The following is a 14932-nucleotide window of genomic DNA, read 5'->3' as shown; positions in this document are numbered from 1 at the left end:
TATGAATACCCACATTTCAATGACCCACAACGAAGACAGCATTCCAGTGCTCCTGGTCTCAACACAGGCGCCGCTGGACGTTTTGCACAGCAGCGCGGCGAGCAGGTTTTTGGCAGCTACACAGATGATGGAAAGCCTCGCCAGCCTGGATATTTCAGCTGCCAAGGGTGTCGATGTGCAGCAACTCGCCCACGCAGCAGCGATTTTGCTTCGTGATGGCTGTGATGTAATGGACGTATTAGGGCGGAAGATTCAAGCACAAGGCTGAGCAACGAATCACAGTCCTTAACCGCTGATAGCTGCGATCTTCTGATCACGAAAAAGAGCATCAAAAGATCGCAGCCACCATCGATTCGCCAGTTCCTCTGGAATCGTAAACAAGCGCTTACGGCGCCATCCCTTCAACGATGACAATCTCTGCCCGCGCCCACTCCTCACGGTAGCTCTTCGCTTTCTGATACGCCGCCGAGCGATAGCACGCCACCGCCTGCTCGTAGCTGTCGAACTCGATCACCACGCTGCGCTGCGGCGTCGCCCTGCCTTCCATCGCTTCGCTGCGCCCGCCTCTGGCTAAAAACTTCGCGCCGAATTCGGCGAACGCTTTCGGCGCGCGCTGGGTGTATTGGCTGTAGTGATCGGGATCGGTGATGTCCACGTGAGCAATCCAGTACGCCTTCATAGTGACCTCTTGGTTGATTTTGTATTATGGTATACCACGAATTTCATCCACATCGAGAGTCCAGCATGGCCTTCAACAGCATCGAAGAAATCATCGAAGATTATCGCCTCGGCAAAATGGTGTTGCTGGTCGATGACGAAGACCGGGAAAACGAAGGTGACCTGCTGCTGGCCGCCGACCGTTGCACGTCCGAGGCGATCAGTTTCATGGCCCGTGAGGCTCGGGGGCTGATCTGCCTGACGTTGACTGACGATCATTGCCAGCGTCTCGGGCTGGAGCAGATGGTGCCGAGCAATGGCAGCGTGTTCAGCACCGCGTTCACGGTCTCCATCGAAGCGGCGGTCGGCGTGACTACCGGGATTTCCGCCGCTGACCGCGCTTGTACGGTGGCCGCTGCGGTGGCGCCGAACGCACGCGCAGAAGACCTGGTGCAGCCCGGTCATATCTTTCCGTTGCGCGCCAAGGAAGGTGGCGTGCTGACCCGTGCCGGTCACACCGAGGCTGGTTGTGATCTGGCGCGGCTGGCGGGTTTCACGCCGGCCTCGGTGATCGTCGAAGTGATGAACGACGACGGCACCATGGCCCGTCGCCCGGATCTGGAAATCTTCGCGCGCAAGCACGGGATCAAGATCGGCACCATCGCCGACCTGATCCACTATCGCCTGAGCACCGAACACACCATCGAGCGCATCGGCGAGCGGGAACTGCCGACGGTGCATGGCACCTTCCGTTTGATCACTTTCGAAGATCGCATCGAGGGCGGCGTGCACATGGCGATGGTCATGGGTGAGCTGCGCCGTGAAGAGCCGACGCTGGTGCGCGTGCACGTGATCGATCCGCTGCGGGATCTGGTGGGTGCCGAGTACAGCGGGCCGACGAACTGGACGTTGTGGGCGGCGCTGCAACGGGTCGCTGCCGAAGGGCATGGCGTTGTGGTGGTGCTGGCCAATCATGAGTCTTCGCAGGCGTTGCTGGAGCGCATTCCGCAACTGACTCAGCCGCCTCGGCAGTTCAGTCGCTCGCAATCGCGGATCTATTCGGAAGTCGGCACCGGGGCGCAGATTCTGCAGAATCTGGGCGTCGGCAAGCTTCGCCACTTGGGGCCGCCGCTGAAATATGCCGGGTTGACTGGCTACGATCTTGAGGTGGTTGAGAGCATTCCGTTCACCGAGTGATTCGATGTTGCATTTCAAGCGGCTAATGCTGCCCTCACCCCAGCCCTCTCCCAGAGGGAGAGGGAGCCGACCGAGTTGTTTTACCGCTATACATCGACCTGAAACTCAGAGTCGAACTCGAGTTTTGAACAGCATAGAGATCTGCTCCCTCTCCCTCCGGGAGAGGGCTGGGGTGAGGGGTTGGATCTAAAATTCAGCCAAAATCCCCACATCGAACACCTCAAAAACCATAAGCCGCCAGATAGCCGGTACGGCAAAGTGCTTGCACAAAGTTTGGAATACCATAATATGATATTCCATAGACCGGACGACCTGAAAAACCGTCCAGCTACTGCTCCCGACAGGCGGGCAACAACGCAAGCCCGCTCAAAAACACAACAATGAGGGCGTAAAAATGGTGTTGAACAAAGCTGCAACCGCGATCTTTTTCGCGGGACTGCTGAGCGTGACCGGTCAGGCCGCGATGGCCGCCGAGAGTGTGAACTTTGTCAGCTGGGGCGGTAGCACCCAGGATGCGCAGAAACAGGCCTGGGCCGATCCGTTCAGCAAGGCCAGCGGCATCACCGTCGTGCAGGACGGCCCGACCGACTACGGCAAACTCAAGGCCATGGTCGAGAGCGGCAACGTGCAATGGGACGTGGTCGATGTCGAAGCTGACTTCGCCCTGCGCGCCGCCGCCGAAGGCCTGCTCGAACCCCTCGATTTCAAACAGATCCAGCGCGACAAGATCGACCCGCGTTTTGTCAGCGACCACGGCGTCGGCTCGTTCTTCTTCTCCTTCGTCCTCGGCTACAACGAGGGCAAGCTCGGCGCCAACAAGCCGCAGGACTGGAGCGCGCTGTTCGACACCAAGACTTTCCCCGGCAAACGCGCCCTCTATAAATGGCCAAGCCCCGGCGTACTTGAACTGGCCCTGCTCGCCGACGGCGTAGCAGCCGACAAGCTCTACCCGCTGGACCTCGATCGCGCCTTCAAGAAACTCGACACCATCAAGAAAGACATCGTCTGGTGGGGCGGCGGCGCGCAGTCGCAGCAACTGCTGGCCTCCGGTGAAGCGAGCATGGGGCAGTTCTGGAACGGCCGGATTCACGCCCTGCAGGAAGACGGCGCACCGGTCGGCGTGAGCTGGAAACAGAACCTGGTCATGGCCGACATTCTGGTGGTGCCAAAGGGCGCGAAAAACAAGGACGCGGCGATGAAGTTCCTGGCCAGCGCCAGTAGCGCGAAGGGCCAGGCCGACTTCTCCAACCTGACCGCCTACGCCCCGGTCAACGTCGACAGTGTGCAGCGTCTGGATTCGACGCTGGCCCCGAACCTGCCGACTGCCTACGCTAAGGATCAGATCACTCTTGATTTCGCGTACTGGGCCAAGAACGGTCCGGCCATCGCGACACGGTGGAACGAATGGCTGGTCAAATGAAAATGGCGGCCACCGCGTCCCGTCCCTCCACTGCCACCGGGAGCGCCGCGAGCGCTACCGGCCTGGCATCCGGCAAGGCGAGTGCAATGGCGCAAGCCCCGTCCCTCAAGCAACGCTGGCGCGGCGCCGGCAATCTCGCGCCGGCGCTGTTGTTCCTCGGTCTGTTCTTTCTCGCACCGCTGATTGGCTTGTTGCTGCGCGGCGTGCTGGAGCCGGTGCCGGGCCTTGGCAACTATGAACAACTGTTCGCCAACTCGGCGTATGCCCGTGTGCTGTTCAACACCTTTTCGGTGGCGGGATTGGTGACGGTGTTCAGCCTGCTGCTGGGCTTTCCGCTGGCCTGGGCAATCACCCTGGTGCCACGGGGCTGGGGCCGCTGGATCCTCAACATCGTGCTGCTGTCGATGTGGACCAGCCTCCTCGCCCGCACCTATTCGTGGCTGGTGCTGTTGCAGGCTTCGGGCGTCATCAATAAGGCGCTGATGGCGCTGGGCATCATCGATCAGCCGTTGGAAATGGTGCACAACCTGACCGGGGTGGTGATCGGCATGAGCTACATCATGATCCCGTTCATCGTGCTGCCGTTGCAGGCGACCATGCAGGCCATCGACCCGATGATCCTGCAGGCCGGTTCGATCTGTGGCGCGAGTCCCTGGACCAACTTCTTCCGGGTGTTCCTGCCGCTGTGCCGGCCGGGTCTGGCGTCCGGTGGGTTGATGGTGTTCGTGATGTCGCTCGGTTACTACGTCACTCCGGCGCTGCTGGGCGGGGCGCAGAACATGATGCTGCCGGAATTCATCATTCAGCAGGTGCAGTCGTTCCTCAACTGGGGCCTGGCCAGCGCCGGCGCCGCGTTGCTGATCGTCATCACGCTGGTGCTGTTCTACGTCTACCTGAAGCTGCAACCGGAATCCCCGGTTGGCGCCAGTAACGCGAGGTAAGCCGAGATGCTCCTGACGCCCAATGCCATGAGTCGCCGGATGCGCTTCGGCCTGTATTTCACCACCGGGCTGATCGGCCTGTTCCTGTTGTTGCCGATCGTGTTCATCGTCCTGCTGTCGTTCGGTTCGTCCCAGTGGCTGGTGTTCCCGCCACCGGGCTGGACGCTGAAATGGTACGTGCAGTTCTTCTCCAACGCCGACTGGATGAGCGCAGCACTGGCCAGCCTCAAGGTCGCGGTGCTGACCACAATCTGCGCCGTCGCCCTCGGTTTGCCGACGGCCTTTGCGCTGGTACGCGGACGCTTCCCCGGCCGGGAAATGCTCTACGGTCTGTTCACCCTGCCGATGATCGTGCCGCTGGTGATCATCGCCGTGGCGGTGTACGCGCTGTTCCTCAAGCTCGGCTACACCGGGACGATGTTTGCCTTCGTCGTCAGCCATGTGATCGTCGCGCTGCCGTTCACCATCATCTCGATCATCAATTCGCTGAAGCTGTTCGATCAGTCGATTGAAGACGCGGCGGTGATCTGCGGTGCGTCACGCCTGCAAGCGGTGTTCAAGGTGACCTTCCCGGCGATTCGCCCGGGGATGGTGGCCGGCGCCCTCTTCGCCTTCCTGGTTTCGTGGGACGAAGTGGTGCTCAGCGTGATGATGGCCAGCCCGACCCTGCAAACCCTTCCCGTGAAAATGTGGACCACCCTGCGCCAGGACCTGACGCCCGTGATCGCCGTCGCCTCGACGCTGCTGATCGGCCTGTCGGTATTGGTCATGGTGATCGCCGCCGCCCTGCGCCGGCGCAACGAAATCAGCGCCTGAGCGCCCAGGAGTACGACATGAGTGCCGTGATCAAAGACGCATCCCAGCAGAACGACAAACCCCTGGTCAGCCTGCGCAACCTGAACAAGCACTACGGCGATTTCGCGGCCGTGGACAACATTTCGCTGGACATCAAGGACGGCGAATTCCTCACCTTCCTCGGCTCCAGCGGCTCGGGCAAAAGCACCACGCTGTCGATGCTCGCCGGCTTCGAAACCCCGAGCAGCGGCGAGATCCTGGTCAACGGCCAGTCGCTGGTCAACGTGCCGCCGCACAAGCGCGACATCGGCATGGTGTTCCAGCGTTATTCGCTGTTCCCGCATCTGTCGGTGCGCGACAACATTGCGTTCCCGCTGGCGATCCGCAAACTCGCCGCCGCTGAACGTGACAAGCGCGTCGATGCGATGCTGAAACTGGTGCAGCTCGAACAATTCGCCCATCGCCGCCCTTCGCAACTGTCCGGCGGCCAGCAGCAACGGGTCGCCATCGCTCGCGCTCTGGTTTACGAGCCACGCATTCTGCTGATGGACGAACCGCTCGGTGCGCTGGACAAGAAACTGCGCGAAGACCTTCAGGACGAATTGCGCCAACTGCACCGCCGCCTCGGCATCACCATCGTCTACGTGACCCACGACCAGGAAGAAGCCATGCGCCTGTCCCAGCGCATCGCGATTTTCAGTCACGGCAAGATTGTCGGGCTCGGCAGCGGTTATGACCTTTATCAGAATCCGCCGAATGCGTTTGTGGCGTCGTTTCTGGGTAACTCGAACTTTCTCAAGCTCAAGGCGCAGGGCAATGCGGCGGCGAGTTTTGAGGGGCAGTCGCTGTCGATTCGCCTGACTGCCGGATTGCAGACCGGGCAGGATGTTTTGCTGATGGTGCGTCCGGAAAAGGCTTTGGCGTTGAGTGTGCAGCAGGCGATCGATGAACCGCTGGCGGCGGGTTGGAACGAGGTTTCGGCGAAGGTGGTCGAGGTGTTGTTTCTGGGTGAGAGTCAGACGTGCAGTGTGGTGACGTCAGGCGGGACTTCGATGACGGTGAAGGCGTTGTCGGCGGCGGGGATGCCGCTGAGGGCTGGAGATCCGGTTCGGGTGCGTTGGGCGACGGCGGATGCATGCGTCTATACAGAGTGGGCGGAGAGCGATTTGAACAAAGCGGCGGGGGCTCATTAACACCGAGTCGCCTGCCCGCCCTCACCCCAGCCCTCTCCCGGAGGGAGAGGGAGCCGACCGAGGTGTCTTGCGCTGTACATCGACCTGAAAAACCGAGTTGATTATGGATTCGGCACAGCATTCTGGTCGGCGGCGATTATGGATTCACTGCGGAGCTTTCAGGTCGGCGTACTTCTCGAATATTCCCCAATCGGCTCCCTCTCCCCCCGGGAGAGGGCTGGGGTGAGGGCCAGCGGCCGACTCGGTCTCACTTGATAGCCGCAAACCCCTCAATCTGATCAGGCCAAGCCGTCAACACTTCAAACCCGTCCTCCGTCACCGCCACCATATGCTCCCACTGCGCCGACAATGACTGATCCTTGGTCACCACCGTCCAGCCATCCGCCAGACTTTTCACATGCCGCTTGCCAGCATTGAGCATCGGCTCAATGGTAAAGATCATCCCCGCCTTCAGCTTCATGCCCTGCTCCGGATAACCGTAATGCAGCACCTGCGGTTCATCGTGATAAACCTTGCCGATCCCGTGCCCGCAATACTCGCGCACCACACTGAACCCTTCTTTTTCCGCCAACGTCTGGATCGCATGACCGATGTCACCCAACGTAGCGCCCGGACGCACCACGCGGATGCCGGCGCACATGGCGTCGTAAGTGGTCTTGATCAGATGCCGCGCCTCGGGCGTCGGCTTGCCGACCACGTACATGCGGCTGGTGTCGCCGAACCAGCCGTCCTTGATCACCGCGATATCGAGGTTGACGATGTCGCCGTCCTTCAGCACGCGCTTCGAAGGAATTCCATGGCAGACCACTTCGTTGACTGACGCGCAGACGGTTTTCGGGAAGCCGTGGTAACCGACGTTGGCCGGAATGGCTTTCTGCACATTGACGATGTAGTCGTTGCACAACTGGTCGAGTTGATCGGTGGTGACGCCAGCCTTGACGTGCGGCACCAGCATCGCCAGCACCTCGGCGGCCAGTCTGCCGGCCTCGCGGGATTGAGCGATTTCGGCCTGGGTGTTGATCTTGATCGGGTTTCTCATGCCTTTACCGCCTCTTTGACCGAGGCGTTCTGCGCGGCATCCGCCAGTGCGCAGACTTGCTGCAGATCCAGACCGCCCGACTGCTCGGCGCGAATCAGCAACCGGCAAATGGCGTGGTGATCAAGGTCTGGATACAGCTCGGCGAGCATGCCGATGCGCATCCAGTGTTCGGCCTGCGCGTTGATCGAGCGGCTGAGTGCGTTGCTGGAAATGCGCAGATTCTCGTGCATGTCCTCTGAAATCTTTACGATGCCCATGGCAATATCCGATACGAAGTGTATATGGATCGTATATTAATCGTGTGTCGCTCGGGATTGCAAACGCTGCATACCCGGTAAGTCGCTGAGAAAAAATCTTCCCGGCACCGGAGACTGGTTCTGACGAGCATCAATCAGCATTTTTCGCTGCAAGATTTTTACTACCGGATCAAGCGCTTCGTGACGCTGAAGACGCCCTTTCAATACTCGATGACGCCTGCGTATAAACCCCTGCAAATCACTTCCTTCACCTCTCCGATTTCGTTCTATCGTTAGATCGAAATGGCAGTATTTCCGGCTGTATAAAGGTTGCGACAGCTCAGGTCTGAGCCTATGTTGCACGCGAGCTTTTTCCCCGCGAATGGAACGCGATCAACACCACAAAGAGGTGAAGAGATGTCAAAGGATTCACGCCCTGCCGTACTTGGGCTGATCGGCAATACGCCGCTGGTACAAGTCACCCGCTTCGATACCGGTCCCTGCACCCTGTTTCTCAAACTCGAATCACAGAACCCCGGCGGCTCGATCAAGGACCGCATCGGTCTGGCCATGATCGACGCCGCTGAGCGCGACGGTCGCCTGCAACCCGGTGGCACAATCGTCGAGGCCACCGCCGGCAACACCGGTCTGGGCCTGGCCCTGGTCGGCCGCGCCAAGGGCTACCGCGTCGTGCTGGTGGTGCCGGACAAAATGTCCACCGAGAAAGTCCTGCACCTCAAGGCCATGGGCGCCGAAGTGCACATCACCCGCTCCGATGTCGGCAAGGGTCATCCCGAGTATTACCAGGATGTCGCCGCGCGTCTGGCCAAGGACATTCCCGGCGCGTTCTTCGCCGACCAGTTCAACAACCCCGCCAACCCGCTGGCCCACGAGTGCAGCACCGGGCCGGAAATCTGGGCCCAGACCGAGCATGACCTGGACGCGATCGTGGTTGGCGTTGGCTCGGCCGGCACGCTGACCGGCCTGACCCGCTTCTTCAAGCGCGTACAACCGGATCTGGAAATGATCCTGGCCGACCCGGTCGGTTCGGTGATGGCTGAATACAGCCGCAGCAAGCACTTGGGCACCGCCGGATCCTGGGCAGTGGAAGGCATCGGTGAGGACTTCATTCCGTCGATCACCGACCTGTCGAGCGTGCGCAGCGCCTACTCGATCAGCGACGAGGAAAGCTTCGATCACGCGCGCCAGCTGCTGAAAGCCGAAGGCATTCTCGGTGGTTCGTCCACCGGCACCCTGCTCGCTGCCGCGCTGCGCTACTGCCGCGAACAGACCGAGCCGAAACGCGTGGTCAGCTTCGTCTGCGACACCGGCACCCGATATCTGTCGAAGGTCTACAACGACCAGTGGATGACCGATCAGGGCCTGCTGCAGCGCAAACGCTACGGCGACCTGCGCGATCTGATCGCCCGACGCTTCGAAGACGGCAAAGTCGTCAGCGTCGGCCCGGACGATACGCTGATGACCGCGTTCCAGCGCATGCGCCTGGCCGATGTTTCGCAACTGCCGGTGCTGGTGGATGGCAAGCAACTGGTCGGCGTGATCGACGAGTCGGACATTCTGGTGCGCGTACACGAAGACGCCTCCCTCTTCAGCAAACCCGTCGCCAGCGCGATGACCGACAAGTTGCAAACCCTCGCCCCCGGCGCCACGCTGGCTGAACTGGAAGCCGTGCTCAGCAGCGGCCTGGTGGCCATCATCGCCGACGCCTCAGGCTTCCACGGCCTGATCACCCGCGTCGACATGCTCAATCAATTACGGAGATCCCTGGCATGAGCCAGCATGACAAGAACGCCCGTCAACAAGGCTTCGCCACCCGCGTGATCCACGCCGGGCAAACGCCGGACCCGACCACCGGCGCGCTGATGCCGCCGATCTACGCCAACTCCACGTACCTGCAAGACAGCCCCGGCGTGCACAAGGGTTTTGACTACGGCCGCTCGCACAACCCGACGCGTTTTGCCCTGGAGCGCTGCGTGGCGGATCTGGAGGGCGGCACCCGGGCGTTCGCCTTCGCGTCCGGGCTGGCGACGATTTCCACCGTGCTCGAACTGCTCGACGCCGGCTCGCACATCGTGTCCGGCAATGACCTGTACGGCGGCACGTTCCGTCTCTTCGACAAGGTGCGTCAGCGCAGTGCCGGGCATCGTTTCAGCTACGTCGATCTGGCGGATCTGTCGGCGTTCGAAGCGTCGTTGCAGGACGACACGCGCATGGTGATCGTGGAGAGCCCGACCAACCCGCTGCTGGGTCTGTCCGACCTCGCCGCCATCGCCCGTATCTGCAAGGCGCGCGGGATCATCTGCGTGGCCGACAACACCTTCGCCAGCCCGTGGATCCAGCGTCCGCTGGAACTGGGTTTCGACATCGTGCTGCACTCGACCACCAAATACCTGAACGGTCACTCCGACGTGATCGGGGGGATTGCCGTGGTTGGCGACAATCCTGCGCTGGCCGAGCGTCTGGGCTTTCTGCAGAACGCAGTCGGTGCTATCTCCGGCCCGTTCGACGCGTTCCTCACCCTGCGTGGCGTGAAGACGCTGGCGCTGCGTATGGAGCGTCATTGCAGCAACGCACTGGATCTGGCGCGCTGGCTGGAACAGCAACCGCAGGTCAAACGCGTCTACTACCCGGGTCTGGAATCCCACCCGCAGCACGAACTGGCCAAGCGTCAGATGCGTGGTTTCGGCGGAATGATTTCCCTGGATCTGAACAGTGATCTGGCAGGCGCCCGGCGCTTCCTGGAGAACGTGCAGATCTTCGCCCTGGCCGAAAGCCTTGGCGGTGTGGAAAGCCTGATCGAACACCCGGCGATCATGACCCACGCGACCATCCCGGCCGAAACCCGCGCCAAGCTCGGCATCGGTGACAGCCTGGTGCGTCTGTCGGTGGGCGTCGAGGACATCGAAGACCTGCGTGCCGATCTGGCGCAGGCGCTGGCCAGCATTTAACGCCCGAAAACGTCAAAGCCCGCACAAGGCGGGCTTTGGTGTTCGAGTAGGCGGCCAGTGCTGGTCTCTGGCTTACAAGGTTTATCAGGCTTCTCACAGTACCGGACCAAATTGAAAGGGGTACGGTCTCGGCTGCTTCACACGGCATAAGGGCTGGATCTCAGCGCGGAGATCTTTCTAACCGTGTACCCTTCGGAACGCGCCCCACGTCCCCTTGCTATCCGCTTGCGCATCAGTCTGCGTCTTCGCCTACATTCTTGAGCCTAGCAAACACGCTGCATTGCGCTACGCGGTTTTTAGACTGATTGTTTTCAAGCGCCGGCCTGCAAGGAAGCTAACCGACTATCGCCTTCACGACCCTTCAGCCTGCCTCCCGCCAAGGGCGAACTATACTTTTCAGTTCGCTGTCCAGATTTCCTGTAAACCGTCGACACCCGTGCACCTTCCGGTGCCCCCGTGCCACTCACCAATCATCTGGTTGACCCCGGGCCGACGAGCCTTCCGCCAATGAACGAATGACGGGGAAGCTCGGTTGCTGTGTGGCTGATGGGGCGTGGAGAACATCATGAAGCACACGCTTTGGCCGGGCCTCGTCCTGGCAGTTGCGGCAACAGTGGCAATGCCCAGTGTCTGGGCTGCGCAGGCGCAGGCATTGGCGTCGGATGGGGCGGATCATGTGGGGGCGGGGGCCGTAGCCTCTGACGGCGCAGATCATGTCGGCGCTGGGGCCGTCGCCTCTGACGGCGCGGATCATGTCGGCGCCGGGACCGTCGCCTCTGACGGTGCAGATCATGTCGGCGCAGGCGCCGTTGCCTCTGACGGCGCGGATCATGTCGGCGCCGGGGCCGTCGCTTCTGACGGTGCAGATCATGTCGGCGCTGGGGCCGTCGCCTCTGACGGCGCAGATCATGTCGGCGCTCGGGCCGTCGCCTCTGACGGCGCGGATCATGTCGGCGCTGGGGCTGTCGCCTCTGACGGTGCAGATCATGTCGGCGCCGGGGCTGTCGCCTCTGACGGCGCGGATCATGTCGGCGCCGGGGCCGTCGCCTCTGACGGCGCAGATCATGTCGGCGCTCGGGCCGTCGCCTCTGACGGCGCAGATCATGTCGGCGCTCGGGCCGTTGCCTCTGACGGCTCCGACCACGTCGGCGCAGGCGCTCTCGCCGCCGATGGCGCAGACAAGGTCGGTGCCAACCGACTCGCCTACTCCCGCGCAGGCGTCGGTTCGGACCAGGTGGCTTCCGCCCTCATGAGCGGCAGCTATTCCGACCAGTTCAACAGCCCTCAATAACCGCTATCGGCGCAATCAGCCCACCGCTGGTTGCGCCGCACTAGCACATTTGTGCTAATCGACCACCCCGTTCCCTGGCGTTATATTCCCTCGCAACCCCCGACGCTCCCCAACATTGCCGCTGTGCAGTGCGCGGGATCGTTGTGCCTGGAAAAACAACAACACCAAGGAAGAAACACCATGAAACTTCAGCTCAGCCTCGCCAAGATTACAGTTCTCGGTGCCCTGCTCCTCGGCGCCAGCGGTTGCCAGACCGCCAAACCCACCGAAGACAGCATGCGCGAACGTGCCCAGACCGTCATCGGCCAACCGGTCACCAAGATCGGCAACATCCGCAACGACAGCACGCTGACCTACTACACCGCCTACACCGCCGCCGGCGAATACAACTGCGAGTTGCCCAGCGGCGCGATCATCGCGGTGGCCAGCATGGGCATCATGACGCCTCCGCTGTCCTGCCTGCCCAAAGGCGCGTCGCCGATTCCGTACCAGTAATCCGGCGCAGGAAAACCGTTCAACGCCTCTTCTCATCCGGTAAAGGATTCCGTTCGACCATGAAAACACTCATCGCCACCCTCAGCCTCGCGGCCGTCGTTCTCACCGGCTGCGCCACCCCCAAGCAATGGGAAGCCACCGGCGGCAGCAAGACCGACGGCGTTGTCCAGGTCTCCTATGAACTGGGGCAGTTCGAAAGCGGGCAAACCTCCGCCGCTCAAGGGTTGGCCGCGGCAGAAGGCCGTTGCAAGGTCTGGGGCTACAAGAGCGCCGAAGTGTCCGGCTCGGAGAAAAACATCTGCCGCACCATGGGCCAGTACAACTGCCTGCAAACCACCATCACGCAGGACTATCTGTGTAAGCGCTGACCGCTTCGGCCTGCCGGTCGCGCAGCGCGCGCAGGGTCGCGCGCAGCTCGGCCGGGCGTATCGGTTTGGACAGAATGGCGATCTGGCGATCGTGCAGGGCCGCCTGAATTTTTTCGATGTCGTGCCCGGTGATGATCATGGCCGGCACCGCATAACCGCGCTGACGACGAACCTCGTCGATGCACTCGATGCCGGTACTGTGGGAGCCGAGGTCATAGTCGGCAACGATGATGTCGCAGTCCGTGACCAGGCCCTGCCCGCTCAGCTCGGCCTGCACCACGCAACCCCAACGCTCGAGTAACGCCGAAGTCGCCAGCAAAACGTTGCGATCATCCTCCACCAGACACACCTTCAACCCCGTCAGCAACCCGACCTGTCGGGCCTCCTCCCGATTGACCGGCACCTGCGGCGGCGCCAGCGGCAGTCCATGCAAGGTCACCGCCGTGCCATGCCCCAGCCGTGAGCGGATCGCGACATCAACACCTATCAATTGCCCCAGACGCCGAACAATCGACAGCCCCAGGCCCACACCTTCGACGTCCTTGTCGCGCAACTGGCGAACCCGATAAAACTCCTCGAACACCTTGGGCAAATGCTCTTCGGCGATGCCGCTGCCCCGGTCATAGATCGCGATGGCCAACCCCGCGCCGCGCTTGCGCACACCGATCAACACCGGTCGGTGCGCACCGTATTTGAAGCAATTGGAGAGCACGTTCTGGACCATGGTCGCGAGCAGCGCCGGATCGGTGCGCACCCAGTGTTCGCAAGGCCGCAAGCGCAGTTCAACACCCGCCCAGCGTGCGGCTTCGGCGTTCTGACGGATCAGATCCGCCAGCCATTCGCCCAGCTCAAGCGTTTGCAACCGGGGCAGAATCCGCCCGTTGTCGAGGGTGTAGAGATCGAGAATCGAACGAAACAACTGCGACACGTTGAGCAGCGAACGGTCGATGCTGTCCACCAGCCGCCGCTCCTCTTCGCCCAGCCGCGACTCACGCAGGCACGCGGTAAACAGGCCGATGGAGTGGATCGGCTGGCGCAGATCATGACTGGCCTGAGCCAGGAACCGTGATTTTTCAAGGTTGGCGGCGACCGCCTCTTCGGACGCCTTGCGCGTGCGCTCCAGCAGCAGGTGCGCATACACCGGAATCACCGTGCTGGTGATCATCAGCATCAACACCATGAACGGTTGCGCCTGCCAGTACGGCGTCAACCGATAGACCGCCAGCAGCGCCAGCAACGCCAACACCGTGGCGATCGCCAGATAGCGCGAGCCGTAGCGCATGCCGTTGCCGAGATTGACCCAGACCATGACGGCGTAGATGGGCAGCGCCGCCTCGCCGCCGACCACCAGCCCGAAACTGGTGCCGGTGTAATCGTGGAGCATGCCGAAAATCCGCCGCGCCGGATAATGCCCCGGCCAGCGCACAATGGCCTGGCGCAGCACGACGGAGGCCAGCAGAAACAGGGAAATGTAGGTGACCACCGGCAGGTAAGTATCGAAGCGCTGGCCCGGCAAAAAACCGAGCACGGCCATGTAAACCAGCGCAATGCTGGCGATGATGATGCGCAGATTGGCCTGGTCAAGCTCGGTGTTCTTTTCGAACTTCATGGGGGAACGTCCTTGTGCAGCAGTCGTCATAAACGCACGAATCAACAGGCAATGCCTTCGCCCGATGCTAAGGTGCATGCCATGAGCAATGCAGACCCAGGGAGGGTTGCGCCATGGCGTGCCGAATCATCATAGCCGACGATCACCCGTTGTTTCGCGAAGCGCTGCTGCGCACCGTCCAGCGTCTGCTGCCCGAAGCCCTGATCGAAGAAGCCGGCGACCTCGACACCGTGCTCGCCCTGCTGCCGGTGGGCGATGAGCCTGACACCTTGATCCTCGACCTGCGCTTTCCCGGCCTGACCTGTGTGACCCAGCTCGCGGAACTGCGCCGGCGTTTGCCGCGAACCACCCTGATCGTTGTGTCGATGGTCGATGACGAGGCGCTGATCGGCGACGTCATGGCGGCCGGCATCGATGGATTCATCGGCAAGAACATCGCCCCCGATGAGATCGGTCAGGCGATCCGGGCGATTCGTGAAGGTGAGGTGCTGGTGAAGTTCGCCCCGTCCGGCCTGCTGCCGCTGGACACCGGCACCGCCCTCACCCCGCGTCAGCAAGAGGTGCTGCGGCTGATCGCCCAGGGCAAGACCAACAAGGAAATCGCCCGCGAACTGGATATTTCGCCGTTCACGGTGCGGATTCATGTTTCGTCGTTGTTGCGGGTGCTCAACGTGCCGTCGCGCGCCGCAGCAGCGGTGAAATACTCCGGAGCCTTGTAGCCG

General features: G+C 61.7%; 16 protein-coding genes. 12 read left to right on the top strand and 4 right to left on the bottom strand.

Annotated elements, in window-relative coordinates; translation table 11 throughout:
• Nucleotide 1 precedes the first annotated feature (1 nt).
• Nucleotides 2-268 (top strand): short-chain dehydrogenase, encoded by a 267-nt coding sequence (locus BMZ46_RS25275; RefSeq protein ID WP_074688597.1) that lies wholly within the window; start codon nt 2-4, stop codon nt 266-268.
• A 117-nt stretch (nt 269-385) separates the two neighbouring features.
• Here the strand turns inward: BMZ46_RS25275 and BMZ46_RS25270 are convergent, their stop codons facing one another.
• The gene (locus BMZ46_RS25270; protein ID WP_074688599.1) at nt 386-679 is read right to left on the bottom strand and encodes a DUF1330 domain-containing protein; all 294 of its coding nucleotides are present in this window, start codon (nt 677-679) and stop codon (nt 386-388) included.
• Nucleotides 680-744: 65 nt separating this feature from the next.
• Here BMZ46_RS25270 and ribBA point away from each other — a divergent pair, with 65 nt between their 5' ends.
• The 5 genes from ribBA (at nt 745) to BMZ46_RS25245 (ending at nt 6203) form a co-directional block, all read left to right on the top strand.
• Entirely contained in the window at nt 745-1854 is a 1110-nt protein-coding gene (gene ribBA, locus BMZ46_RS25265; RefSeq protein WP_074688601.1) for a bifunctional 3,4-dihydroxy-2-butanone-4-phosphate synthase/GTP cyclohydrolase II, read from the top strand.
• 394 nt (nt 1855-2248) lie between these two features.
• Nucleotides 2249-3274: an ABC transporter substrate-binding protein gene (locus BMZ46_RS25260; protein ID WP_074688603.1), complete on the top strand. Its 1026-nt coding sequence runs from the start codon at nt 2249-2251 to the stop codon at nt 3272-3274.
• Nucleotides 3271-4215 carry an ABC transporter permease gene (locus tag BMZ46_RS25255; protein WP_074688605.1) on the top strand — a complete coding sequence of 315 codons (945 nt, stop codon included), beginning with the start codon at nt 3271-3273 and terminating at the stop codon, nt 4213-4215. Before BMZ46_RS25260 ends, BMZ46_RS25255 begins: the two co-directional genes overlap by 4 nt.
• A gap of 6 nt (nt 4216-4221) precedes the next feature.
• Nucleotides 4222-5031, top strand: a complete 810-nt coding sequence (locus BMZ46_RS25250; RefSeq protein WP_007957396.1) for an ABC transporter permease — start codon at nt 4222-4224, stop codon at nt 5029-5031.
• Nucleotides 5032-5048: 17 nt separating this feature from the next.
• Nucleotides 5049-6203: an ABC transporter ATP-binding protein gene (locus BMZ46_RS25245; RefSeq protein ID WP_074688607.1), complete on the top strand. Its 1155-nt coding sequence runs from the start codon at nt 5049-5051 to the stop codon at nt 6201-6203.
• A gap of 247 nt (nt 6204-6450) precedes the next feature.
• Here the strand turns inward: BMZ46_RS25245 and map are convergent, their stop codons facing one another.
• Entirely contained in the window at nt 6451-7242 is a 792-nt protein-coding gene (gene map / locus BMZ46_RS25240) for a type I methionyl aminopeptidase (protein ID WP_074688609.1), read from the bottom strand.
• Nucleotides 7239-7499, bottom strand: coding sequence for a ParD-like family protein (locus tag BMZ46_RS25235; protein WP_039766896.1), 261 nt, complete (start codon nt 7497-7499; stop codon nt 7239-7241). The genes map and BMZ46_RS25235 overlap by 4 nt, the downstream gene beginning before the upstream one ends.
• Nucleotides 7500-7895: 396 nt before the next feature.
• Between BMZ46_RS25235 and BMZ46_RS25230 the strand changes: the two genes are divergently transcribed.
• The 5 genes from BMZ46_RS25230 (at nt 7896) to yecR (ending at nt 12601) form a co-directional block, all read left to right on the top strand.
• Nucleotides 7896-9272 carry a pyridoxal-phosphate dependent enzyme gene (locus tag BMZ46_RS25230; RefSeq protein ID WP_074688611.1) on the top strand — a complete coding sequence of 459 codons (1377 nt, stop codon included), beginning with the start codon at nt 7896-7898 and terminating at the stop codon, nt 9270-9272.
• Nucleotides 9269-10447: a trans-sulfuration enzyme family protein gene (locus BMZ46_RS25225; RefSeq protein ID WP_074688613.1), complete on the top strand. Its 1179-nt coding sequence runs from the start codon at nt 9269-9271 to the stop codon at nt 10445-10447. Before BMZ46_RS25230 ends, BMZ46_RS25225 begins: the two co-directional genes overlap by 4 nt.
• A gap of 713 nt (nt 10448-11160) precedes the next feature.
• Complete coding sequence (locus BMZ46_RS29430; protein ID WP_170844906.1) at nt 11161-11700, top strand: hypothetical protein; 540 nt, start codon at nt 11161-11163, stop codon at nt 11698-11700.
• 218 nt (nt 11701-11918) lie between these two features.
• Nucleotides 11919-12233, top strand: coding sequence for a hypothetical protein (locus tag BMZ46_RS25210; RefSeq protein WP_039766904.1), 315 nt, complete (start codon nt 11919-11921; stop codon nt 12231-12233).
• A 59-nt stretch (nt 12234-12292) separates the two neighbouring features.
• Nucleotides 12293-12601, top strand: coding sequence for a YecR family lipoprotein (gene yecR / locus BMZ46_RS25205; RefSeq protein WP_011334629.1), 309 nt, complete (start codon nt 12293-12295; stop codon nt 12599-12601).
• Here the strand turns inward: yecR and BMZ46_RS25200 are convergent.
• Complete coding sequence (locus BMZ46_RS25200; protein ID WP_074688617.1) at nt 12573-14210, bottom strand: ATP-binding response regulator; 1638 nt, start codon at nt 14208-14210, stop codon at nt 12573-12575. The two genes, yecR and BMZ46_RS25200, sit on opposite strands and share 29 nt — an antisense overlap.
• A 113-nt stretch (nt 14211-14323) precedes the next feature.
• Here BMZ46_RS25200 and BMZ46_RS25195 point away from each other — a divergent pair, with 113 nt between their 5' ends.
• A complete protein-coding gene (locus tag BMZ46_RS25195; RefSeq protein WP_074688619.1) occupies nt 14324-14929 on the top strand; it encodes a LuxR C-terminal-related transcriptional regulator in 606 nt (201 codons plus the stop codon).
• Nucleotides 14930-14932: the final 3 nt, after the last annotated feature.

It is taken from the genome of Pseudomonas sp. NFIX49 (assembly GCF_900115915.1).
GTDB lineage: Bacteria > Pseudomonadota > Gammaproteobacteria > Pseudomonadales > Pseudomonadaceae > Aquipseudomonas > Aquipseudomonas pharyngis.
This window is presented reverse-complemented; position numbering and strand designations above follow the sequence as displayed.